Source organism: Thainema salinarum CENA647, from assembly GCF_057732415.1.
Window position 1 is genome coordinate 6,267,491 of the sequence record NZ_JBYJZJ010000022.1, and the last position, 23,960, is coordinate 6,291,450.

The following is a 23,960-nucleotide window of genomic DNA, read 5'->3' on the forward strand; positions in this document are numbered from 1 at the left end:
TATGACAAGTCGGATTGTAGAAGAGGATACGACGGTTGTTCGGATTCTGATTGTTGAAGACGAATATATTCTGGCTATTAATTTGCAAGAAACATTGGAATCAATGAGCTATGCGGTTCTAGAGATTGCTGATACAGCGGAAGATGCGATCGCAAAAGCAACTGAACTGCGCCCTGATTTAGTGCTGATGGATATCCGCCTACGTGGCGAAATGGATGGCATCCAAGCCGCTGAAGAGATTTGGAACCGACTGCAAATTCCTGTTATCTACGTTACCGGACATTCCGATAAAAGTACGGTTGAACGGGCTACCCTTACCTTTCCCTTTGGTTACATTCTAAAACCCGTCCGCGAAAAAGAGCTGTATGTCGCGATTCAAACGGCGCTCAATCGCCACGGACGAGAGCAGTTTTTGTCAACAGTCTTGCAGGGCATGGGCGACGGAGTGGTGGTGGCTGATCCCCAGTGTCGGATTCAGTATCTCAACCCAGTGGCTGAATCGCTAACGGGGTGGCCATTGGACAATGCCACGCAACACTTAGTGACGGATGTTGTTCGGTTTATTGACGAATCAACGCAGGCTCCGCTAGACAACCCTCTTGTTGCAGCCTTGCAGCGGAATGCCACCGTTTATCTTGAAGGCCATACGCTCTTGATCAAACGGGATGGAACGACGATTCCGGTTGCCGATAGTGCGGCTCCGCTGAAAAACCTGGAGGGGGCAATCATGGGAGCGGTCATGGTGTTTCGGGATGATACCCGGCGGCGATTGCTAGAAGAGCGAAATTTAGCGACTGAACGCGCGATGCAGCTAGAAGCTCAAATGCAGGAGCTGGAGCGACTAAATCAGCTCAAGGATGATTTTTTGGCCACCACGTCTCACGAACTCCGGACACCACTCTCTAGCATCAAACTGGCGATTTGTATGTTGGAAACGGTTTTAAAGCAGCAGGGAGCTTGCTCCTTGGATCAGCTTCCGGATTCAGAAGCCATTACCCGCTATCTGAACGTTTTGCGAGAACAGTGCGATCAGGAACTGAAGCTGGTCAATGATCTGCTCGATATGCGATCGCTGGACGCCGAAGCCTATCCGCTAGACCCCACTGTGATTCGCCTGCAAGACTGGCTGCCCCACGTGGTGGAGACGTTTCAAGTTCGTGCTCGTGCGCAGCAGCAAACGTTGACGGTTGATGTTGCCGCCGATCTGCCGCCGATCGTCACCGATGTGCCTAGCCTGACGCGCATTGTCTCAGAACTGCTCAACAATGCCTGCAAATACACACCACCGGAACACCAAATTCAGGTCATTGCTCAACTAACAGAAGCTGAATTGCCTGCTGGTGCGGCTGTCCAAATCATCATGCGCAATTCGGGAGCGAGCATTGCGAATGATCAGTTATCCTCGATATTCGACCCGTTTTATCGCATTCCTGAGAATGACCCTTGGAAGCATGGCGGCACCGGGTTGGGGTTGGCGCTCGTAAAAAAGTTTGTTCAATATTTAAGCGGTGCGATCGCAGTTCGCAGCAACGCAGACTGGGTGACATTTACGGTGAATCTGCCGACCAACCTCGACTGTAAACCATGTTCATAGGCCGCCTGTAGGGGCGAAGCATTCTGCTGAAATGTTTGATTCTTTATCAAAGGTGCCTACAGAATGCTTCGCCCCTACGGGATGTTTCCCTGGCAGAATGCTTTGTCCCTATGCGCCGAATCCCTTCGCTCTTTCCTTCACCTTGGGTTGCCAGACGACGATATCACCATTAGTCCCCGCTACAGCTAATTCGTCGCCTGCTGGATGCCACGCCAAAGTTGAACAGCCACCGCTCGGTAACTTCAGCGTTTGAGCTAATGTCTTACCGTTCTGCCAAAGGGTTATGATACCGTCCTGTCCGGCAGCAGCTAGTAACAGTGAGTGGGGCTGAAATGCGATCGCGTTGACTCGCTCTCGGTGATGCTGCAAGACTCGCGACTGCCAGCCACCCGCCTCTTGCTCCCGTTCCCACACCGTTACGCCGTCCATGCAGGCCGCTGCGATCAGCGGCGAACCCGAAATTGTCACAGGTTGCGACCAGGCGATTTGCCGTACTTTACCCGGAAATCCCTGCATTAGCCAGGGCGGCGGACTATTCCACTCCGCAACGGTCAGCGTCCGATCCAAATTGCCAGAACCCAGATAGCGACCATCGGCTGACCAGGCCACGTGGAGACTCGCGCCCGGTACGGCAATCGGCTTCGGTTCCGCTGCCCAGTCATTACCCTGCCAGATTTTAATACCACCGTGACCGCTGACCGCCAGCAGGTCTTCGGCGGGATGCCAAGCCAGATGCAGCACCGAGGAATCGGCAAACTCTAATTCGGCTTTTTGCTGAGCTTGGGCAATATCCCAAATCTGCACTTGCGAACCGACACCATAGGCCAGGTGGCTCTGGCCGGGATGCCACGCGAGCTGGTCAATCCAGGTTCCGGTGTAGGACTGTTGCCACACAACTGGAAATCCAGATTGCCCAACTTGCCAAACGGTGACTTCTCCAGTTTGACCGCTGGCAGCTAAGTATTGACCATCGGCTGAGAAGCCCAAAGCGTTCATGGACTGATCGTCGGCAGAACGAAGTGCGATCGCACCTCCAGGATCTGCTACCGTATCCGCCACCGGAATCAGCACCACTTCCCCAACGGCTGAAGCTGCCGCCAGCCATGATCCATCCGGCGACCAGGCTAGAGCCGTCACATAATCCGTCAGACTGTGCCGCCAAGACTTGCTGAATTTTACTGATCCTGTTTTCACGCTAGGCACGCCCGAAACCCCTGGCGGAGTTCGTCCTCATTCAAATTACGGCCAATAAACACCAGTTCACTGCGGCGCGGTTCATCCGCTTTCCATTTGCGATCGCTGCGACCATCAAAAATCATATGCACACCCTGAAATACGTAGCGGTTGGCTTCTCCGGCCAGGTTGAGAATCCCCTTCATGCGAAAAATATCTGGGCCTTTGGTTTGCAGCAGGTCGCTGACCCAGGCGCTCAGCTTCTCGCTATCCAGCGGTTGCTCTTCCACAATGGCAAAGGAATAGACCGATTCATCATGCTCATGGGCATCTTCATTGAGGAACTCTGGATCAACTTCTAGCGCTCGGTCTAGGTCAAACGCTTTCACACCCAAAATCGACTCAATCGGCAACTCCGAGTTCTGGGTGCGATAGATCTTCACCATTGCATTCATATCCAGAATGCGCCGCTCCAGCTCCGCCAGTTCCTCTTCCGTAACTAAATCAACTTTGTTCAGCAGAATCACATCAGCAAAGGCGATCTGCTCCTGCGCCTCATCGCTTTCCCAGTGCTGGTGAATATGCTTGGCATCGACAACGGTGATCACCGCGTCCAGCGCCAGCTGCGCCTGGATATCCTCATCCACAAAAAAGGTCTGAATCACCGGAGCCGGATCGGCCAGCCCCGTCGTTTCAATCACCAGATGATCAAACTTGTCCCGCCGCTGCATCAGATTGCCGATAATGCGAATCAAATCACCCCGCACTGTACAGCAAATGCAGCCGTTGTTCATTTCAAAAATTTCTTCGTCAGCATCAATTACGAGCTGATTATCAATGCCCACTTCGCCGAACTCGTTGACGATAACGGCAACTTTTTTCCCATGCTCATAGGTCAAAATGCGATTGAGCAGCGTCGTCTTGCCTGCCCCCAAATAGCCCGTCAGAACCGTGACTGGCACTGCCGCTGTTGCTGTCGTTATCATAATGCCTTTACCTATAAACCGTTGGGAAACTCACAGTTTGGAATTATCGCCAACGCTGGATAGGTCAAAAAGTTCGGCATGGACATTTTGTCCTAGCACCTCTAGCTAGAAACACGGCACGATGAGTGTAGAACTGAGCGATTCGAATCCGCCTTGTGTATTAGAACCAGATCATAGAATCTAATGGAATACCGTAGCTTGAACTTGGTAAGTAGGTTGGCATAAACAAACGCATCTAGAAATAAAAAAACCGGGGGAGCGCCCCGGAGGGGCGCTCCCCCGGTTTTTTAGATGTGCATTTATTTATATGCAGTTACTTAAATCACCAACGGATCGCGAATTCGCACAAATCTGCATAGGTTGAAATGAGGGAGAGATACACTCCAATGAACCGACAACCAGACGCAAATCATGGGAGCCACTCTCACGGGGACAACTTACAGCCGCAGACCGCGATGGGTTCACAGGTCAGCACAGGCAGCCGCAATGACTCAGGTCAAAGCCGCTCCACGCCAACAACGATGGGGTTGGCCTAAGGTGACCATGACGAACGCATCTAAGTATTGGCGGTTTGTGCAGCTTGATGCCACGGGGCAGTGCAGCGTGATTGAAATTTCAGCCGCAAAGACCTTCTTTCAGCAGCAGTTTCCCCACTGGAGCGATCGCGATCGCATGTCTGATTCGGACATTCAGCGTACACTCTTGTCCCAAATGCAGCAGGGCAAACCAGAGGAGCAGCACTGGGCAGAAGGTTGTCTCCGCTGTTTTATTTCGAATCAGATCCGCCAGATTTGCCGCCAGCTCGAAGCCCAATTTGGTAGTCATCATGGTGTTAAGGCCAAAGACCTACTGCCGTTTGTGCTGGATGATGCCGCCGATCCTTGGTCGGGGCGAGAGCGTCCGACGTCGAAGTATCAATCCTTTGCTACGCAAATTTTGCAGAGCTTTGACCCGGAGCGCGGCAGCTTGTCTACCTGGACAATTCGCTTAGTGCGCAATCACCGCGAGCTGAATCGCTGCCTGCTGGAACAAGGCGTTTATATGGTCAGCGACTGGGCCATTCTCAACGACACCCGTCCGCGCCAGCTGCCGCGCATTCTGGGTGAATTTCACTCGCTGACACCACTGGAAATTGCCAACTCGGAGCAGTTATTGCAGAGCTATCACGCCGTCTATCGACGCGATCGCATCCAGCAGCGGCAATCGGGTAATGTCGGACGCTGCACTCCACCCACCATCACTCAACTGCGCGAAATCGCCCAGCTTCTGACCTCTCACGCCTCACCCCTGACGCCCGAACTGACGCTGGCTAAACTCCAATCTCTTGCCTCCCTGCTGCGCCAATACCGGATTGCCGTTCGGGGTGGCTCATCGCCCCTGGAATCCTTGGATCAGCCGGAAGTTGCGCGGGAAGCTAAGCGTCTGCAAGCCTCGGAATCGCCAGAAGATGAAGTGGAGTATCAGTTTCTGCAGTTCTACCGCCAGCAGTTTGAACAGTGCTTAGAACAGGTGATTGCCGAAGTGACGTGCGATCGCATTCAGTATCTCCAACGACGCAAGTCTCCGGCTGACCAGCAGTTTCTCACAGCGCTCCAGCTTTTTCACTGTCGGGGACAGGCGATGGGCCAAATTGCCCACCAAGTAGGACTAAAGCAGCAGTACCAGGTGACGCGTCTGCTGAAGCTCAAAGAATTTCGGGCTGACATCCAGCAGCGGTTGTTTCTCTTGCTGCGCGATCGCGTTTTGGAGCAGGCTCGGCGATTCGCGACCGAGCAATCTGCCCAAACGGCCTCAACGCTTCAGCAAAATATTGAAGTCGCCATTGATCATCAACTGACCGAACTGATGCAGGAAGCGGAACTGGAGGCCAGTGCCAACCGCGACCAGCCGTTTCAAAATCTCTTCGCCCGTAAACTCTGCCAACATCTTGATACCCGGAGCCTAGCCTCATGAACGCATCATTCACGGATAGTTTGGATTATCACCTCCTGCCGCTGAGTGCGATCGCACTATCTGCTGAACAGTTCGCAACAGCAGCACAGCAGTGTGAGGCCATTCCCCATCTGGATCAGCGCTGGTCTGTGTATCTGCATCAGTTGGCCCTCGCTGGCTTGACCCAGTGGCTAGAGGAGCGGGCGGCTGAGTTACCGATGCAGCTAGAACCAGCCTCGGCATGGAATCCGGCAGTGGCCAATGTTGTAGATGCCGTCTCTGGCCTTGAGGTGAACGGGGTGCGGCTATGTGTGATTACCAACGGCCAAATTGACGATGCGGTTGTGACGGTGCCTCGTGCAGTAGTAGATTTGCCCAACTTCGCGCCTCACGCTTACGTCCTGGTTGAGGTGCTAGAAGAGCAGGAGCAAGTCCGGGTTGCAGGTTACTTGCTGCGATCTCAACTCATGCAGCATCAGAGCGAGCTATCTGCTCAGCCGGACTGGACGTATCCATTACCGCTGAACTGGTTTGATGCTGATGTTGATCACTTCCTGCTCCAGCTGCGGCTCGGCCAGCTAGCCAAGCTGCCACTACCTGCACCCATCACCGTCGCTTCAGCCGACCAAGCTGCACTGCGTCAACGACTCCAACAGTTGGCCGCTGATTGGCAAACGCAGACCATACAGCCTTGGGATCGGCTCACCTGGGCAGAAGGACAAGTCTTGCTGCAGTCACCGGAACTGCTGCAATTGCTGTACCAGTGCCAGTCTATCGAGGCGGCAGCGACAGCAACTGCTGCTACTCATACTGCAAGAACTGCAACAACTGCTGTCGCAGTAGCCGAACCAATCGCCAATCAATTGCCTGCAGCGAGTCTCGCTAACCCCGTGATTAACGTTGCCAATTGGCTGCGCGATCGCTTAGATCAGGTTTCGCAGGAATTTAACTGGTTGCTGATGCCAACGCTGACGCCAGCGCTCGGTATGCGATCGATTGCCACCGATCAAGGCATTGATGCGATCGCAACAGCTCTAGATCAGCAGGGGCTTAATATTCCAGACGCAGCGCGGGGCGCTTACAAAGACCTCAAGTGGGGACGTGAGGGAATTCGGCTCTATCTCATCACCTGGCCAGTTAGCCCCAGCGATGAGACGACGCTGACTGAATGGACGATGCTAGTGGTCGCTGGTCATCACCCCGATGTCAGCTTGCCTGAGACTCTGCGAGTTATGGTACGAGACAACGTGCAAACCCTTTCCGATCAAACTCTAGAGGCGAATCGCGAACAATATCTCTATGCCCAAGTCATCGGTGAGCAGGCTGAACAGTTCTGGGTCACAGTTGATTTTATGGACGGCACCCTAATTACGCTGCCACCTTTGACCTACCTGCCGAATGTGAATTAGGACAAGCATCAAGGTGGGGGAAGAGAATTTTGAGTGCTGGGGACTAGGGACTGAGCACTGAGTGCTGAGGATTGGTGGGTTCTGGGTACTGGGTTCTGGGTTCTGGGTTTTAGGGTTTAGTCGTTGCAGCCGTCTACAGTCTTTACAGCCGCTCGCTCCTTACTGCTTCAAACGCTGAAATTGTTTTGTAATAAGCTTTTGGGGCAATAGTATAAGCAAACGTTACCGTCTTCGCAGTGTGGCATTGATGGGTGATCGTGAAAAAAATGCAGTTTTTTGGAAAAAGTTCTAGAAACCGGCTCGCGGTTGTGTTAATATCAATATCCGTTGGACAAACGCGGGTCGATGCCCGAGTGGTTAATGGGGGCGGACTGTAAATCCGCTGGCTATGCCTACGCTGGTTCGAATCCAGCTCGGCCCATGCGCGTCCCGCCCGTGTAGCTCAGTGGTAGAGCGCACCCTTGGTAAGGGTGAGGTCACGAGTTCAATCCTCGTCACGGGCTTTTAACGAAGCCTAATTTGCGATCTGGTCAGCTTGATAATCGCGGCTTTTGTGGTGTTAAGCTTCAGGATAATCGGGATTGAAGCCATCCATTGCTATGCGTGGTTTGATGAATGCTTTGATATGTGGCGGTGCGCGTTTGCAACATGGCGCGATCGCAATTTTTATTCTCTGTATTTTCAGTTTGAGTGGTTGCGATGTGCGATCGCAGATTGCAGGCGGTGGTTCTAATATTGCTCAAACGGATGCCGTAAAGATTTTACTTGTCACGGATCAGCTGTCCGAGCGCACCTTGCGCGTTGATCAGAGCCCAGTTGGATACGACTTTGATTCTCGGATCTTCAAAATTGGCCCGACGGTGATTCAGTACGACGCTCAGGATCGGATTCAGCGAATTGGTGATGATGCGATCACGTACAGCGACCAAGGGCAGATTGTGCAGATTGGTGATCAAGCCGTGACCTATAACGATGCGGGTTGGCTGGTTGCTCTCGGCGATACACCTGTTGCGTACAACCGTAGTGGAGGCATTGTGCAAATTGGGGCAGACGCTTTGCAGTACGACCGTAGGCGCAGAGTAACTGCTGTTGGTGATGTGGCTATTGAATATGGGCCTTGATTGGTGGATCAGGTGTGATGGCTCAGCGGTGCTGGATAGATGGACAGTTAGTTGTTGATCGGTCAGTCGAGCAATTCGTTTCTGAACAAGCTCAATCCGTTCAATTAGGTAACGGTCTGATTCCGGTTAATGATCCAGGTTGGCTCTATGGCGCAACCGTCTTTACGACGCTGCGGGTTTACAACCAATCGCTGTCTCATCCGCTCACGCACTGGTCGGCTCACTGCGATCGCATTCAACAATCTGTTCAATTCTTTAATTGGTCACCATCGAATTGGTCCCAAATCGAGCAGGGTGCTTCAATTTTGGCTGCCGATTATCCCGTCCTGCGTCTGGCAATTTTTCCGGATGGTAAAGAATTAGTTACGGGTCGCAATCTACCTGCGGATCTGGAACAGCGCCAGCAGCAGGGTGTTACGGCATGGATTGCAGAGGGAAAGCCGTATCAGCGCTGGCTACCTGAGCATAAAACTGGCAATTACTTACCCTGCTGGCTAGCGCGACAGACAGCTCTAGCGCAGGGATGTCAAGAAGCCATTTTGGTTAACGATGCGGGCGACTGGCTGGAAACCAGTACAGGCAATCTCTGGGGCTGGAAAGATGGCTGCTGGTGGACGCCGCCGCTGAGGGCTGGAATTTTGCCGGGAATTGTGCGATCGCACTTAATCCATTTACTCAAAGCCACCGGGCAAACGGTACGAGAAGAACCTTGGTCAGCCCAGCGGACAGTCGAATTTGAAGCCGTGGTCTACACTAATAGCATTGTCCAACTGATGCCGATTCACACTGTTCTCAGAAATGATCAGTATCAGTCCTATGACCCCAAACACACTGCTATCAAGATCTTAAGGAATCTCTACGTTCACGGGCAAAGCGAGAAATTCTGATCTAAGTTAATATTAGTTAACATCATTAATATTCGGATATGGCAATTGCTGTTTTAGGACGGAGATGAGCTGCGAGTGGCGGAGCCACTCACCAATACACTCCTGACCCAGGCAGCTAGCGCTATAACATCATTCGGATAAAGCCCTCAAGAGCTGAATATTCATAGGAGGATTAGCTCCAGTGAACAAACGATGGAGAAATGCAGGGCTCTACGCTCTTCTCGCAGTTGTTGTCATCGCCTTGGCAACAGCACTCTTCGATAGTCCTCGTCAAGAGGTCACCACTTGGTCATATAGCCCTCAATTTGTCAATGCAGTTGAGCAAGGCCAAATCGAGCGCGTCAGCATCAGTTCTGATAAGCAGACCGCTCAGTTCACCAATCCCGATGGCACAGGTCGCGTCACGGTTAACTTGCCGAACGACCCTGAGCTGATTGATATTTTGACTGCTAACGACGTTGATATCGTTGTTCAGCCACAGCAGGATGAAAACGTCTGGGCACGAGTGCTCAGCACGTTATTGATTCCCTTTCTGCTGCTGGTTGTTCTGTTCTTTGTCCTTCGCCGTGCTCAAAGTGGCCCTGGCAGTCAGGCCATGAACTTTGGGAAATCCAAAGCACGGGTTCAGATGGAGCCACAAACTCAGGTAACGTTCGGCGACGTGGCCGGAATTGAACAGGCCAAGCTTGAGCTGACTGAAGTTGTAGACTTCCTCAAAAATGCCGATCGCTTCACTGCAGTCGGCGCGAAGATTCCTAAGGGCGTACTCCTAGTGGGCCCGCCAGGAACAGGTAAAACACTGCTAGCTAAAGCTGTAGCGGGTGAAGCAGGCGTTCCCTTCTTCTCAATTTCTGGTTCTGAGTTTGTTGAAATGTTCGTCGGTGTGGGTGCGTCCCGTGTCCGCGACCTGTTTGAACAAGCGAAGTCCAATGCGCCCTGTATCGTCTTTATTGATGAAATTGACGCCGTTGGTCGTCAACGGGGTGCAGGTCTCGGCGGCGGTAACGATGAGCGGGAGCAAACGCTCAACCAGTTGCTGACCGAAATGGACGGCTTTGAAGGCAATACTGGCATTATCATTATTGCCGCAACCAACCGTCCCGATGTGCTCGACGCCGCACTGCTCCGTCCCGGACGTTTCGACCGTCAAGTGGTGGTTGATCGTCCCGACTATGCAGGTCGCTCTGAGATCCTGACCGTTCATGCTCGCGGCAAGACGTTTGCGAAGGACGTAGACCTCGACAAGATTGCTCGTCGGACACCTGGTTTCACGGGTGCTGACTTGGCTAACTTGCTCAACGAAGCAGCTATCCTGGCGGCTCGTCGCAATCTGACCGAAATTTCAATGGATGAAGTCAACGACGCGATTGATCGCGTACTGGCTGGGCCAGAGAAGAAAGACCGAGTGATGAGCGAAAAGCGCAAGCAGCTGGTGGCTTATCACGAAGCGGGTCACGCTTTAGTTGGTGCTCTGATGCCGGACTATGATCCTGTACAAAAAATCAGCATCATTCCTCGCGGTCGGGCTGGTGGTCTGACTTGGTTCACCCCCAGCGAAGATCGGATGGATTCCGGTTTATACTCTCGCTCCTATCTGCAAAATCAGATGGCGGTTGCACTTGGTGGCCGGATCGCTGAAGAGATTGTCTTCGGTGAGGAAGAAGTGACCACGGGAGCTTCCAATGACCTCCAGCAGGTGGCGCGGGTAGCGCGTCAGATGGTAACTCGCTTCGGGATGAGCGATCGGCTTGGCCCCGTGGCGCTGGGTCGTCAGCAGGGCAATATGTTCCTGGGTCGCGATATCAACTCTGAGCGCGACTTCTCTGAGGAAACCGCAGCAGCCATTGACGACGAGGTGCGCAACCTAGTTGAGCAAGCCTATCGCCGCGCCAAGCAGGTTCTGACCGAAAACCGGACGGTTCTAGATCACTTGTCTGAGATGCTGGTTGAGAAAGAAACGGTTGATGCAGAGGAACTACAGCAGTTGCTCAATGAGAGTGATGTCAGCGTAGCTGCGATCGCATAATCGCATAAGTTGCAACCCTGCATTTCTAAACGTTCAATTTGAGGATAAGGCGGCGCACATGCGTCGCCTTTACTCATAAATAGCCCTCTAAACCCCAACAGGATTGAAAAGTGGAGTTTTCCCCAGGGAAAACTCCACTTTTCAATCTAGATTTGGTTGAACAATTACGATTTAGCGATTAGCGGATGAGCCGTTGGCGTTTGCGATCGCATCCTTAGTGTAGTGGTCGTCGAACTTTTCTTGATTGAAATAGTAAAGTGTCCGAATCGGATAAGGAATATTGAAATCGGCCTCGTCGCAGGCTTTCTTCAGCGCAATCACCACACTAGACTGAATTTGTCGCACATGCACCTTTTGCGGCTTTGTCCAGTAGCGCACCACAAAATCAATTGAGCTTTCACCAAAGCCCACCAAATCCACCTCTGGCGCTGGCGTTGACAGAACACCGTCTACATCCGGGAGCGCCATTAGCAGGATCTGACGCGCCCGTTCCAGCGGCGTGTTGTAGTCGAGTCCAATCGCTAAATCCGTTCGACGATGGGGCAAATCCGTCAATACGCGCACGGCACTGGTGAACACGACCGAATTGGGAATGACGATTCGCTCACCCTGATAGGTACGAATTTCGGTCGAGCGGATATTAATCGCTTCTACCGTGCCTTCAAAATCCTCGACCAGAATCTGATCGTTGAGTTGAAACGGCTCATTCAGCAGGAGCAAGATTCCGGCCAAGAAGTTCTGGGCAATGTCCTTAAACGCAAAACCAATGGCGACTGAACTTAAACCAAGTAGCCCGATAATATCGCCCAACCCCAATTCTGGAAAAATGACAATACAGGCTAACAAGATACCGCTGGCCCACGTTGCCACGACCGCAATTTGCACCATTAAAGACTGCAACGAGCGGTTATCGAGAAACTTCTCAGACGTAGCTTTGGCGATACGTCGCACCATGCCCACGAGATAAATCGTCAGGGCAACAATAAAAATCGCCAGCAGCAGTGCAGGCAGGAACTTAATCCCTCCATCTAATAAGTCCAGTAGACTATCGTAAATGGTTTGGATTAAATCGTTAGGCGAGGATTCATTCACAGATTTCGCTAGAATTCGTCAGATATACGCTGAAGACAGCAAAAACGGATGTGCGCGATCGCAGTTTTGCATCACAAGTTTGCAAAGGATTTGCGATCGCAACTGGCCGTCACAGTGTTCCTACTAAGGTAATGAATGCAACGACAATACGCCACCTTGCCGTTGCGCGTATCTGCTTTGGGAAAGAATATTCACTCCGATGACCCATAGCGCATCTCAGCCGCAAAACGCTACAGTGCTAATGCATTCGTGAATAAGTAGGTTGGCATAAATAAAGAAATTCAAAGAAATCTAAAAGCTGGGGGAGCGCTCCGGCGGAGCACTCCCCCAGCTTTTAGATTTATGTGCAGCTACTTAATCCTGGTCAAAATGTGGAGCAGCAACGCATGATCGAGCTATATCAATTTGAGATGTCGCACTACAGCGAAAAAGTGCGGTTGATATTGGATTACAAGGAACTAGCCTATAAAAAGATCGAGGTGACACCAGGGGTGGGGCAGCTCGACCTCTATCGGATGTCGGGACAGCGACAGGTGCCCGTGATTAAAGACGATAAAACCGTGATTGGCGATTCCACTGCGATCGCAAAATATCTGGAGCGAACCTATCCCAGCAGACCCCTGATTCCGACCGATCCGAAGCAAAAAGCCCTGTGCCTGATGATGGAAGAGTGGGCCGATGAATCTATCGGTCTGAAGGGCCGCACGGCACTAATTGGCACCTTCAGTAAAAATTCAGCCTTCCGCAAAGCTGTGTTACCTAATTCCACGCCCGGCTTCTTGAAAGACTTAGTGGGAGCTGTACCGGGCGATATGCTGAGCGTTCTCGGCACAGGCGTTGGCTTTGGCCCGGATGCAGTCAAGGAAGCGATTGACGGACTGCGTCAGGATCTGGAAGTGCTCAGCACTCTGCTGGTCGATCAGCCGTTTCTGCTGGGAGATGCGCCAACACTGGCTGATTTTGCGGTTGCCGGTTTGAGCATGTACCTCAAATTCCCCACGGGCAGCTATCTTGATATTCCCACATCTCTGAAAGGCCAAGGCGTACCGGGTTTGATCGACGATCCGGCCTATCAGCCCTTTTGGGAATGGCGCGATCGCATTTATGCCGACTATCGCAGCATCACCATGCCCTCAGCCACATCCACTAAAACGGCTGCCAGCAGCGGCCCTACCCGCATCGATATTGACTAAATCCGTTGCTACCCACAAGCTAGCGCTCAAGCAGGAAGTTTGTCCCCGAAAGACGACAACAAACTTCCTGCTTTGGCATCTATATTCCGTTTTTTTACTCTCTAATTGCCTACCATTAAAACTGATCCCTCGTTCTATTCGCCTCTAGCATCTGTGAGTTCTGTTCTTCTCCAGTCACCATCTGCTGCTACTGCTGACATGGCTCCGCTGCTGGGCGATGTTTGGCTCGACATCGCAGTGCTTGTGCTGATGCTCGTGCTGTCCGGCTTTTTCTCCGGTTCGGAAACGGCTATTACCGCCCTCGATAATCTCAAACTACGGGCATTAATCCGGGAGCAGGGCGATCCACAAGGACTATTTTCGCTGGTGCTGAATAACCGCGCTCGGTTTATTACCACACTGCTAATTGGCAACAACCTGGTCAATAACTTTTCAGCGATTCTGACCAGTAACTTGTTCGCCATTTGGTTCGGCAGCGCGGGATTGGGGATCGCAACCGCCTTTGTCACCGTTTTGCTGCTGATCTTTGGGGAAATTACGCCAAAATCCCTAGCGATCAACAATGTGATGCCCTTCTTCAAGACAGCGGTGCGGCCCATTTACTGGTTTTCTCGCTTTCTGTCGTCGTTTGGCATTATCTATCTGCTGGAAACGATCGCTCAAACCGCGATTCGGATATTTCAAGGCAATGTCACCCAGCAGGGCGAATCGGTGAAAGATTTACAGTTGATGATCGAGATTTTGAGTGGCAAAGGTCAGCTATCACTCGATAAGCATCAGCTGTTGAGCAAAGCGCTGATGCTCGATCGGCTGACGGCGAAGGATGTAGTCAAGCCCCGTATTGATATGCGGACGATTGCCTATGATGCGACGCTGCAAGACTTGATTAATTTATGTTTGGAAACAGGCTATTCTCGAATTCCAGTGCAGGAGGAATCCAAGGATCAGATTGTGGGGGTCGTTCACCTGAAAAATGCGCTCCAGCGCCTGCAGCAGCTGCGTCAGGAAGAACAGCATGACGGTTCCGTCACTCTAGCAATGGATGCACCTGTCTATGTACCCGAAACGAAGCGGGTTGCTTCCCTCTTGAAGGAAATGCTCCAGCAGCGGCTGCATTTGGCAATTGTGGTAGATGAATATGGCGGCACAGTGGGGCTGGTGACGCTAGAGGATATTCTCGAAGAGTTAGTGGGTGAGATCTACGACGAGAGCGATATCCCACCGCGAGCCGAGCGCTACCGGAGCCGCCGTCCGGCAAGACAATAAGCCCAAGACAATAGACCTTATCGGAAATTGTTTTGTAGCGCGGCTCCGCCGCGCTACAAAACAATTTCCAACCCCAAAAACTTTATTTCCAATAAAGTCTAATAAGCTGATCTCTAGCCAAGAAAACCAAATTCCTGCATGATGGGCATCACAGCAATCGATCAGCGAGTCAAGGATTATGAGTCTCCGTTTGGGTTGGCCAGTTCTAGGATGCGTATCGTTGAGCATGGTGGGAACCATCAGCCTGCAAACCGTCGCATGGGCTGATGGGGCCTTATTTGTTGCCTATCCGCCGGAGAATCATGAAACGGTAGCGGATCAAATTTTCCTAATTGGCACTGCTGACCCAGAGATGGAGGTGCGGGTCAACGGTCAAGTGATTGAAAATCGCAGTGCCGATGGCCATTTTGCGCCCAGCTTTCCCCTGGAAATTGGTGAGAACACGTTTACTCTAACTCAGGATGAGGAGACGCTGACGCTGATGGTCACTCGTTTATCAACCGTGCCGCCAGTGCCGGAGGGGACAAATTTTTTGGCCGATTCTTTGTATCCCAATGTGGATATCGCGCGACGGCCAGAGGATTTGATTTGTTTTGATGCGATCGCACCTGCTAACGCCACCGTATCCGTTCAACTGGGACAAACAACGCTGCCGTTGATGGCCGAGTCACAAATTACGGAACTACCTCCCAACTATGCGGTTTTGACCCAAACCAATGCGCCACAGCAGATACCCGTTTCAGATCGCTACCGGGGCTGTACAACGGGCGAGACGTTCCTGCGCGATCGCACGACCAGCGTATCCAACCCATCGGCATCGGCGGCATTACCCGTCAATTTGGGCGCACCCGTTTATCAGCTGGCAATCAATGGTGAGACGACAACGCAATCCAGCGCAGGCTCCGTGGAACTGTTGTCTCTTAGCCAGTTTGAAGTAGCCGAAGTCACCGTTCCACAAGGCGTCGCACGGACTGGGCCTGGGACGGACTTTTCGCGCTTGACCCCATTGCCTCAAGGTACTCGTGCTGCCGTAACGGGACGGGACGGCGAATGGCTACGGTTGGACTATGGAGCCTGGATTCGAGCCAGTGAAACCCAGGTGTCACCCAGTACCGTGCCGCCCCGCTCCATCATTCGCAGCATTACATCACGCCAGATTCCTGGCTGGACAGAAGTGATTTTTCCGCTGCAAACGCCTGTACCCGTCACCGTCGATCAGCGCGATCTCACATTGACGCTGACGCTGCACAATACCACAGCTCAAACGGATACGATCTACTTCAGCGAAGATCCTGCTGTTTTGCGGATGGACTGGCAACCCGGCACAACGGCAGCACCGAGCTACACGTTTCAGTTTCGCGGCGATCAGCAGTGGGGCTACAAACTGCGCTACGACGATACCAGCTTAATTTTGTCGCTGAAGCATCCGCCCGCGACCGTTACCGATTCGCTGTTTGATATCAATACGCCCCTGACGGGTCTGTCCATTCTGCTCGATCCGGGACATGGGAGTGCCAATGATTTAGGGGCACGGGGGCCAACAGGCTATCCCGAGAAGGATGTGACGCTAATCGTATCAAAGCTGTTGCGGGATGAGCTAGAAGCGCGGGGCGCAACGGTGTATCTGACCCGTGAAGGCGACGAGGATCTATATCCTCAGGATCGGGTCGATATGATTGAGCAGATTGAGCCAGATTTGGCGCTCAGCGTTCACTACAATGCGCTGCCGGATAACGGCGATGCTTTAAATACGGCTGGCATCAGCACATTCTGGTATCACGCCCAGGCGCACGATTTAGCGGCCTTTCTGCACAATTATCTGGTCGAGCAACTGGGGCGGGAATCCTACGGCGTGTACTGGAACAACCTGGCGCTGACCCGTCCTGCGGTAGCGCCATCAGTGCTGCTAGAGCTGGGATTTATGATCAATCCCACTGAGTTCGAGTGGATTACTGACCCCGATGCCCAAGCAGAACTGGCGGCAGCCCTGGCAGATGGCATTGTGGCTTGGGTGGAAACTACCTCAGTTGCGGCTCAGTAGCTGAGTGAGTGTTGAGGACTGAGCACTCAGCGAGGGTCAGCCTTGTGCAGGGGAAGCCGGAATCCGAACTTTGCGGGTGGGCACAATTTGAACTTGTAAGTCCACTTCAGTTTGGAGTTCTTTGCTAATTTGATTGTGAACTGTCTGAATTTGCAGATCTGAAACTGAGTTGGGGGGAGCCATAAGTTCCATCTGGATCAGGAGCTGACCGGATTGAGATCGCACTGTCAATGATGCAATTTCGGCTTGCTCCACTGGCGAAAGCTGATCTTGGATAATTTGCAGTACCTGTTGGCGAACGTTGGCATTGACCAGCAGATTATTCAACGAAAAGCCCAGCGGAACGCCGAGAATTCCCAGAACCAGCAGGGAGGCGGTTAAGCCACTCTGGGCTCGCGCCAATGAGCCATAGCGCTGCCACAAGCAAACCATAATGCCGCTAAAGATGATGGCTGTGAGGTTGGTGAGAAATAACAGGCTGGCTCCTATCAACACGTCCAGATCACCAAACGCAATGCCAATGCCGATGACACTCAAAGGAGGCACCAGCGCAACTGCGATCGCAACTCCAGGAAAGGAATCTGCAACGTGACGCCGTGATTTAGCAAATGCTCCGGCGGCACCAGCGGCTAGCGCCACCCCTAAATCAATCAGGGTTGGCTGGGTACGGGCGGTAATTTCGGGATTGAGAGTCCGTAAGCCAATTAACCAGGTGATGACAGTGGCACTGATGATGGTTGCGAGCGTACCTGCCAACAGCGTCAATGCGGCTCGCTTAAACAAGCGACGATTGGCAATCGCCAGCGCATAGGCCATGCCAATAATTGGCCCCATGAGCGGCGCAATAATCATTGCGCCAATTACAGTGGCTGTGCTGCCTGCCAGTAATCCCAGCGTCGAAATCACGCCCGACAGGGAGAGCATGACAAAAAAGCTGAGGGAGGGCACCGACTCCCGCCACAGAATTTTGTTCAGCGCGGCAATGGTGACTGGCTTTTCGGCCAGCCAACGCCAGTCTCCGCTGTTGCTTTTCCAGAAGTTGCGCCGAAATCGACGGAGCCGAGCTGCAAACCTCAGCAGCGATCGTCGTTTTGCCATTGCCATATCCATCGGTTTGAGAAGATGCCTGAAATTATCGCAGTCTCCTGGCTCAAATGATATGGATCAAATGGCATTAATGGCATCAGCATTGCTTAGACATGAACGCTTGAACATTGTCGGCAGAAAACTTATGCCTGTCACTTCCGTCCTCAGTCAGAGAGATATCTCGATGCCAAGCGTTAACCTGCAAACACGAAGTCTTGATAGGAGGTAAGCGTTAGTCGAATAGTGGTTGGTTGACAGTTGGCTGGTTGATGGTTAAGAGTTGGGTGATTGACTGATTAGGTGCGTTGCGTGAGATAGGACAGCCGAGAAAGCTTCCTGCGCGATTGTGCCATGCAGTTCATAGCGGATTTCAACATCCTATCCAACCGTAAATCTTATTGTTGTATACCTTGCATGATGGATGAGGTTTGCTATGATTTGAGAACGATTATCATTCATTTCTTGCCTCACCTGAGTCCTATGCTTGAGGTTCAAAGCCTATCTATCTACTACCGAGCCGTCAAAGCCCTCGACAATATCGACCTCACGCTTCATGCAGGCGAGTTGGTGGGCTTGATTGGGCCAAATGGAGCAGGTAAAAGTTCACTGCTCAAGGCAATGCTGGGCTTGATTCCTGTGCATCAGGGGCGGATTTTGCTAAATGGACAGTCGCTGCAAAAACTGCGATCGCACATTGCCTATGTGCCTCAGCGATCGCAGATTGATTGGGATTACCCCATCACGGCGCAGCAGGTGGTGATGATGGCCTGTGCGGCACGGCAGGGCTGGTTCCAGTGGCCGAGTGCCCAATCCCAACAGCGAGCAATGGCTGCTCTCGATCGGGTGGAAATGGCGGATTTGGCGGAACGGCAAATTGGCGAATTATCCGGTGGGCAACAGCAGCGGGTCTTTTTGGCTCGGGCGATTGCCCAAGATGCCAGCGTGCTGCTGCTGGATGAACCGCTGGCGGGCGTCGATAAGCGCACTGAACAGATTGTGCTGGATGTGTTTGCGGCTTTAAAGACGGAAGGTAAGACCCTGTTAGTATCGAGCCACGAGTGGGGGCAGGCGCTCAATCACTATGATCGGCTGCTGCTGCTGAATCAACGGTTGCTGGCCGACGATGTGCCACAGACGGTCATGACGTTTGATAATATTCGGCGCGCCTTCGGTCGAGACATGTCCGCGTCATCTGCGGATGCGGCTGATTGGGAATCGATGCTGTTTTGTTAACGCTGCTGCTAGAGCCATTTGGGTATGAGTTTATTCGGAACGCTCTGATGGTGGGCGTTCTAATTGGTATTCTGTGTCCGGTCATGGGCACTTACCTGATTGTGCAGCGAATGGCGCTGTTGGGCGATGTTATTGCCCACGCGGTGCTGCCGGGAGTTGCGATCGCATATACGCTAAATGTTCCCCTATCAGTTGGAGCCTTCGCGTCCGGCTTTGTCAGCACCTTTGTCACGAGTTGGATTCGTACCCAGTCCCGCGTCAAAATCGATGCGGCGATGGCGCTGACTTTCTCCAGCTTTTTCGGTCTGGGCATTTTGCTCATTTCCGTTCTCAATGCGCGGATCGATCTAGAAGGGCTATTGTTTGGCGATATTCTCAGCGTGCTGCCGTCAGATGTCATCGCGACCGCCATCGTGACACTCTTTTTGGTCAGCATTGTGACGCTGTGCTACCGTCCACTGCTGTTTTACACCTTTGACCCACTTGGGGCTGAGGCGATGGGATTGCCGGTCAAGCTGTTGGATTTGGGCTTAATGGCCGGGATTACGCTGGCGATTATTACCAGTATGCAGATTGTGGGCGTAATTTTGGTCATCGCGCTACTGGTTGGCCCCGCCATCACCGCTTATCTGCTGGTGCGCAAGCTGCACTGGATGATGATTGTGGGGGCTGGGCTGGGCATCACAGATTGCGTCACAGGACTCTATCTGAGCTACTTTTTGGATTTACCGTCTGGGCCTGCGATCGCGCTTGTTGCGTTTGTATTATTCATAGCCGCACTATTGCTCAGCCCCACACAAGGTATTTTGACTCGGCCTGACCGGGTACAGCATGTGCAGCAGTGGTTTCAACGGTTGTTTAAGCAGCAGACGTAGCTGAAAAATGTCCCAATATCGCCGTCGCCACTGGGCTTGAGACAGTGACGCAGTCCAACGTTCAAACGGTTCAAATGATTAGACCGTTTGAAGGGGTTCCCAACGTCCTAACCAATAGGACTACTGCTAGAGACGTCCCTGATAGCAATAATGGTCACAGCCAGTCGCAAGCTAAACGTTACGTTTTGCTGCATTTGAGGAATCCTAAGGTTTAAGTCATTCAGCCGTCAACTGTCTGGTGCGACATCCGGTTAGAAAATTCCTAATAAATTCGCAAACGGATTTGGCTAGCGGATGTGAAACCATCCGAAATCCGGGGCTGGGGAATTGGAATATTTATTGCGAGATACCTGCAAGTATTTTGTCCCCTTAAAATTAGGATTTGATAACCCATCTAGCTAAACACCGCTGATGAACTGACGACTGAGCCGCCTGGAGAGAATCGTATGACCGACGTGCCTGGCAAGGTGCATCACCAAACCACACCCGAATTTGCGTCTAATCAGACCTCGTGTGATTCATCTCATGGCGATCAGAATGACTCTGACTTGCAGTCTGTCCTTGCGGCACTCCAGGCCGAAAACCAACGGCTGAAAGCAGAACTGGCAGACGCACACAGACAACTCTCTGCCAACTCTCCCAATTCTCCTGCTTCCCTATCAACTCTTCCACCATCAACTTCCCTACCCTCAACCCCTGCTTCACTATTAACCCCTCAACCCCCATCAACTTCTTCCCCCTCAACCCTCTCTTCTTCCCTCTCCCTCCCCGACCCAGCCTCACCCAAACCACTCGTTCAGGATCTATATAACTTTCTCGACCAGTTCACCATTGGCTGCGCGCAGGCCAACCTACGGACGGGCCAGTATGTCTTTGTGAACCGAGCCTTTTGCAACCTGTTGGGCTACAGTCGCGAGCAGCTAATGGCGATGACGTTCTATGACATCACTCATCCCGATGATTGCGATCGCAACTACACGATTGTTCAGCAGCATATTCATCAGCCCCAGCCCGCCTACCGTTTAGAAAAGCGCTATCGCCACAGGGACGGCCACTACATTTGGGTTGAGGTTACGGTGATGGCGGTGCAGCTACCGGATGGTCACTATAGTCCGCTGGGTGTGGTTCAGGATATTCGCGATCGCAAACAGGCGGAACAGCAGCTACAGCAGCAACAAGCCAGCTTACAGGCCATGTTTGAACAGGCGGGCGTGGGATTTGCTCTGGTTGATATGGCTGGGCAATATCAAAAGGTCAATCAAAAACTGTGTGAGCTGACGGGTTATACAGAAGCCGAACTCCTGCAGACGGGATTTCAAACGGTGACGCATCCAGAGGATTTACCTGCAGATGAGGCGCTGGTGCAGCGGATGTTAGCGGGTGAAATGAACCATTTCTCGCTGGAAAAGCGGTTTCTGCGAGCGAATGGTCACAGTGTCTGGACGCGGCTCACGGCCTCGCTCATTCGGGATAAGCAGGGGCAGCCGATCTCCGTTCTGGGCATCGTAGAAGATATTCATGAGCGAATTCAGGCTGAGGCAATGCGGCAGGCTTATCTGCACGATCTCAATACCTGGCGCAGTCGGTACGAGGCTGCCAGTCAAGCCAGTGGCCAAATTCTTTACGAATGGGATTTAGCGGCTGATGTGGCCGTCTATGGTGTCAATACGGAACGGATTTTGGGCTATCTCAATGTGGAAATGCCGACCACGTTTGCAGGATGGCTCCAACTGGTTCATCCCGACGATCGCCAGCGAATTCGGCAGGAAACCGAGCAATGCTGTCAGCAGGGAACCATGCTGCATCTGGACTATCGCTTGCGACATCGCCAGGGCTATTACATTTGGGTGGAAGATAACTGCCGCTTTTTTACAGATGGTCGGGGCAGCATTCATCGCTTGGTGGGGGCCATTCAAGATATTAGCGATCGCAAACAGGCTGAGGAACTGCTGATTCAGCAGGCTAAGCGAGAACGTGCTCTCAATCAGCTTGTTTATGCAATTCGGAACTCGCTCAATCTAGCTGATATTTTCGCGACTGCCGTGCGGGAAGTGGGCCGATTTCTGGAGCTGGACTGGGTCAAAGTGGTGCATTACGACTCTGATCAGGCCGTGTGGCGAGTGGTGGAAGCGTATCAGCGAATCGATTCAGACCCTAAGTCCCCAGCGGCTGTGGGGATGGAGATTCCAGATGCTTATGATCCGTTTGCTGCTCAGATTAAGCAAGGGCAACTAATCAAGCTGGACAGTCGTTCTCCGGACGGAATGGCGCTTGGCGGCGATTTGGCGGCAGACGATTTCAGCCATCACTCATCAATGGCCCAGCAGTTTCCGGGCGGCTGGCTGATTGTGCCCATTCGATTGGGCGATTCTACTTGGGGCAGCCTCACTCTGATGCGATCGCAGATGCAGGTGCAGTGGTCAAGCTTTGATATTGAACTGGCTCAGACGATTGCCGCTCAACTTGCGATCGCAATTCAGCAGTCAGAACTATATCAGCAGGTTCACCAGCTCAACGTCACCCTGGAGCAGCAGGTGCAAAACCGCACGGCTCAACTCCAGCAGGCCATGCACTTTGAGGCGCTGCTGAAACGGATTACTGACCGGGTGCGCGATTCCCTAAATGAACCGCAAATTCTCAATACGGTGGTGCAAGAGCTGGTGCATGGTTTGGGGGCGCTGAGCTGCGATTCGGGTCGCTACGACCTGGAAACCCAAACGTCGATCATTGCCTACGAATATGTCGATGCTGACAGCACATTCACGCCCCTCGACAGTATCGTTTGTCCAATGGCAAGCTTTCCTGATGTTTATTGCCAGCTGCTGCGGGGCCAGTCACTGCAAATTTGCTGGCTGCCGGAGCGCAATTTACTGCGGCCTTTTGAGCAACCCTGTACGGCGTTGGCCTGTCCGCTGATTGATGATCAGGGCGTCATTGGCGACTTGTGGCTGTATCGGGCGGCGGATGATTACTTTAGTGAAATGGAAGTGCGCTTGGTCGAACAGGTGGCCAACCAATGCGCGATCGCAGTCCGGCAGGCGCGACTTTATCAGGCGGCTCAGGCCCAAGTGGATGAATTGGCCCGCCTGAATCAGCTCAAGGATGACTTTCTCAGCACGGTGTCGCATGAGTTGCGCACGCCCATGTCCAGCATCCAGATGGCCGTCCAGATGCTCGAAATTACCTTTGAGAAACTGGGGCTCCAGTTTGCTCCGTCGCATCCGATTTCGACTTATCTGCAGATTTTGCAGTCTGAATGCAATCGCGAAATCTCGCTGATTAACGATTTGCTGGATTTGTCCCGTTTGGAAGCTGAGGTCGAACCGCTGGAGCTAATGCCGATTGAGCTGCATCTGTGGCTGTCCCATATTGCAGAACCATTTCTACAGCGTACGCGCCAGCAACAGCAGCTGCTGCTGCTGGATTTGCCAGCCAGTTTGCCAACCATCGTGACGGATTTGTCCTACCTGGAGCGAGCGATTACTGAGCTGTTGCACAATGCCTGTAAGTACACGTCACCCGGCGAGACAATCCAGATTGCTGCCCAAGCTGAGGCCACACAGGTGATAATTCGGGTGATGAATACGGGCATCACGATTCCCGATGCAGAGCGCGATCGCATTTTTGATAAGTTTTACCGTATTCCCAATGGCGACCCCTGGAAACACGGCGGCACCGGGCTGGGGTTGGCACTGGTGAAAAAGCTGATTGAGCGCCTCGATGGCACGATTACGCTGGAAAATCCCCCCAATCAGGCAATTTTCAAGATTCAATTACCGTTCTGTCATCGCCATGTCGGACAGGAAAGTGAATTCAAAATTCTGCGATCGCACGGTTAAGTTTTGGGTGATAATCCTCTGTTATGGCTGTAATCAACTTTGTTAGGGCACCGATGTTTTTGTGGCGTAGCGGAGCCACGCCACAAAAACATCCCAAGCAACATGACTATGGCTATAGTTGTTACCAATCGAGGACGATCAATTTTTAGACTAAGTCTTTAGATAGATTTGGTACGTTATTGTCGGTGCGTAGAATTTAAGCGCGGG

At 52.4% G+C, this 23,960-nt stretch carries 17 protein-coding genes and 2 tRNA genes; 15 read left to right on the forward strand and 4 right to left on the reverse strand.

Going from position 1 to position 23,960, the window contains the following annotated elements; genetic code table 11:
* Window position 1 precedes the first annotated feature (1 nt).
* A complete protein-coding gene (locus AC286M_RS34350; RefSeq protein ID WP_488208676.1) occupies window positions 2-1,594 on the forward strand; it encodes a hybrid sensor histidine kinase/response regulator in 1,593 nt (530 codons plus the stop codon).
* Window positions 1,595-1,702: 108 nt separating this feature from the next.
* Here the strand turns inward: AC286M_RS34350 and AC286M_RS34355 are convergent, their stop codons facing one another.
* Window positions 1,703-2,788 (reverse strand): WD40 repeat domain-containing protein, encoded by a 1,086-nt coding sequence (locus tag AC286M_RS34355; RefSeq protein ID WP_488208677.1) that lies wholly within the window; start codon window positions 2,786-2,788, stop codon window positions 1,703-1,705.
* Window positions 2,785-3,753 (reverse strand): CobW family GTP-binding protein, encoded by a 969-nt coding sequence (locus tag AC286M_RS34360; RefSeq protein ID WP_488208678.1) that lies wholly within the window; start codon window positions 3,751-3,753, stop codon window positions 2,785-2,787. Before AC286M_RS34360 ends, AC286M_RS34355 begins: the two co-directional genes overlap by 4 nt.
* 386 nt (window positions 3,754-4,139) lie before the next feature.
* On the opposite strand from AC286M_RS34360, the gene AC286M_RS34365 reads away from it, so the two are divergent.
* The 8 genes from AC286M_RS34365 (at window position 4,140) to ftsH3 (ending at window position 11,128) form a co-directional block, all read left to right on the forward strand.
* Window positions 4,140-4,289 carry a hypothetical protein gene (locus tag AC286M_RS34365; RefSeq protein WP_488208679.1) on the forward strand — a complete coding sequence of 50 codons (150 nt, stop codon included), beginning with the start codon at window positions 4,140-4,142 and terminating at the stop codon, window positions 4,287-4,289.
* Window positions 4,290-4,296: 7 nt separating this feature from the next.
* Window positions 4,297-5,706 (forward strand): hypothetical protein, encoded by a 1,410-nt coding sequence (locus AC286M_RS34370; protein ID WP_488208680.1) that lies wholly within the window; start codon window positions 4,297-4,299, stop codon window positions 5,704-5,706.
* A complete protein-coding gene (locus AC286M_RS34375) occupies window positions 5,703-7,094 on the forward strand; it encodes a DUF1822 family protein (RefSeq protein WP_488208681.1) in 1,392 nt (463 codons plus the stop codon). The genes AC286M_RS34370 and AC286M_RS34375 overlap by 4 nt, the downstream gene beginning before the upstream one ends.
* Before the next feature lie 339 nt (window positions 7,095-7,433).
* Window positions 7,434-7,515, forward strand: a tRNA-Tyr gene (locus AC286M_RS34380).
* A gap of 10 nt (window positions 7,516-7,525) precedes the next feature.
* A tRNA-Thr gene (locus AC286M_RS34385) sits at window positions 7,526-7,597 on the forward strand.
* A gap of 78 nt (window positions 7,598-7,675) precedes the next feature.
* A complete protein-coding gene (locus AC286M_RS34390) occupies window positions 7,676-8,215 on the forward strand; it encodes a hypothetical protein (RefSeq protein WP_488208682.1) in 540 nt (179 codons plus the stop codon).
* Between the two features lie 17 nt (window positions 8,216-8,232).
* Complete coding sequence (locus AC286M_RS34395; RefSeq protein WP_488208683.1) at window positions 8,233-9,102, forward strand: aminotransferase class IV; 870 nt, start codon at window positions 8,233-8,235, stop codon at window positions 9,100-9,102.
* 181 nt (window positions 9,103-9,283) lie between these two features.
* A complete protein-coding gene (gene ftsH3 / locus AC286M_RS34400; protein ID WP_488208684.1) occupies window positions 9,284-11,128 on the forward strand; it encodes an ATP-dependent zinc metalloprotease FtsH3 in 1,845 nt (614 codons plus the stop codon).
* 171 nt (window positions 11,129-11,299) lie between these two features.
* On the opposite strand, the gene AC286M_RS34405 is transcribed toward ftsH3, so the two are convergent.
* Window positions 11,300-12,220 carry a mechanosensitive ion channel family protein gene (locus AC286M_RS34405; RefSeq protein ID WP_488208685.1) on the reverse strand — a complete coding sequence of 307 codons (921 nt, stop codon included), beginning with the start codon at window positions 12,218-12,220 and terminating at the stop codon, window positions 11,300-11,302.
* Between the two features lie 386 nt (window positions 12,221-12,606).
* Here AC286M_RS34405 and AC286M_RS34410 point away from each other — a divergent pair, with 386 nt between their 5' ends.
* From AC286M_RS34410 to AC286M_RS34420, 3 genes are all read left to right on the forward strand, one after another.
* The gene (locus tag AC286M_RS34410; protein ID WP_488208686.1) at window positions 12,607-13,413 is read left to right on the forward strand and encodes a glutathione S-transferase family protein; all 807 of its coding nucleotides are present in this window, start codon (window positions 12,607-12,609) and stop codon (window positions 13,411-13,413) included.
* Window positions 13,414-13,566: 153 nt separating this feature from the next.
* Window positions 13,567-14,679, forward strand: coding sequence for a hemolysin family protein (locus tag AC286M_RS34415; RefSeq protein ID WP_488208687.1), 1,113 nt, complete (start codon window positions 13,567-13,569; stop codon window positions 14,677-14,679).
* Between the two features lie 226 nt (window positions 14,680-14,905).
* A complete protein-coding gene (locus AC286M_RS34420) occupies window positions 14,906-16,720 on the forward strand; it encodes an N-acetylmuramoyl-L-alanine amidase (protein ID WP_488208688.1) in 1,815 nt (604 codons plus the stop codon).
* 36 nt (window positions 16,721-16,756) lie between these two features.
* On the opposite strand, the gene AC286M_RS34425 is transcribed toward AC286M_RS34420, so the two are convergent.
* Complete coding sequence (locus AC286M_RS34425; RefSeq protein WP_488208689.1) at window positions 16,757-17,818, reverse strand: TIGR00341 family protein; 1,062 nt, start codon at window positions 17,816-17,818, stop codon at window positions 16,757-16,759.
* Between the two features lie 468 nt (window positions 17,819-18,286).
* On the opposite strand from AC286M_RS34425, the gene AC286M_RS34430 reads away from it, so the two are divergent.
* The 3 genes from AC286M_RS34430 (at window position 18,287) to AC286M_RS34440 (ending at window position 23,753) form a co-directional block, all read left to right on the forward strand.
* Window positions 18,287-19,039 carry a metal ABC transporter ATP-binding protein gene (locus tag AC286M_RS34430; RefSeq protein ID WP_488208690.1) on the forward strand — a complete coding sequence of 251 codons (753 nt, stop codon included), beginning with the start codon at window positions 18,287-18,289 and terminating at the stop codon, window positions 19,037-19,039.
* Complete coding sequence (locus AC286M_RS34435) at window positions 19,015-19,914, forward strand: metal ABC transporter permease (protein WP_488208691.1); 900 nt, start codon at window positions 19,015-19,017, stop codon at window positions 19,912-19,914. The genes AC286M_RS34430 and AC286M_RS34435 overlap by 25 nt, the downstream gene beginning before the upstream one ends.
* A 446-nt stretch (window positions 19,915-20,360) precedes the next feature.
* On the forward strand, window positions 20,361-23,753 hold the full coding sequence (locus tag AC286M_RS34440; protein ID WP_488208692.1) for a PAS domain S-box protein: 3,393 nt from the start codon (window positions 20,361-20,363) through the stop codon (window positions 23,751-23,753).
* The last annotated feature ends 207 nt before the right edge of the window (window positions 23,754-23,960 follow it).

Excerpts from the sequence above, each read along its gene's own strand:
- AC286M_RS34350 (WP_488208676.1), top strand. The coding sequence starts at position 2 with ATGACAAGTCGGATTGTAGAAGAGGATACGACGGTTGTTCGGATTCTG.
- AC286M_RS34360 (WP_488208678.1), bottom strand. The coding sequence starts at position 3,753 with ATGATAACGACAGCAACAGCGGCAGTGCCAGTCACGGTTCTGACGGGC.
- AC286M_RS34365 (WP_488208679.1), top strand. The coding sequence starts at position 4,140 with ATGAACCGACAACCAGACGCAAATCATGGGAGCCACTCTCACGGGGAC.
- AC286M_RS34370 (WP_488208680.1), top strand. The coding sequence starts at position 4,297 with ATGACGAACGCATCTAAGTATTGGCGGTTTGTGCAGCTTGATGCCACG.
- AC286M_RS34375 (WP_488208681.1), top strand. The coding sequence starts at position 5,703 with ATGAACGCATCATTCACGGATAGTTTGGATTATCACCTCCTGCCGCTG.
- AC286M_RS34395 (WP_488208683.1), top strand. The coding sequence starts at position 8,233 with ATGGCTCAGCGGTGCTGGATAGATGGACAGTTAGTTGTTGATCGGTCA.
- AC286M_RS34410 (WP_488208686.1), top strand. The coding sequence starts at position 12,607 with ATGATCGAGCTATATCAATTTGAGATGTCGCACTACAGCGAAAAAGTG.
- AC286M_RS34420 (WP_488208688.1), top strand. The coding sequence starts at position 14,906 with ATGGTGGGAACCATCAGCCTGCAAACCGTCGCATGGGCTGATGGGGCC.
- AC286M_RS34425 (WP_488208689.1), bottom strand. The coding sequence starts at position 17,818 with ATGGCAAAACGACGATCGCTGCTGAGGTTTGCAGCTCGGCTCCGTCGA.
- AC286M_RS34430 (WP_488208690.1), top strand. The coding sequence starts at position 18,287 with ATGCTTGAGGTTCAAAGCCTATCTATCTACTACCGAGCCGTCAAAGCC.
- AC286M_RS34440 (WP_488208692.1), top strand. The coding sequence starts at position 20,361 with ATGACCGACGTGCCTGGCAAGGTGCATCACCAAACCACACCCGAATTT.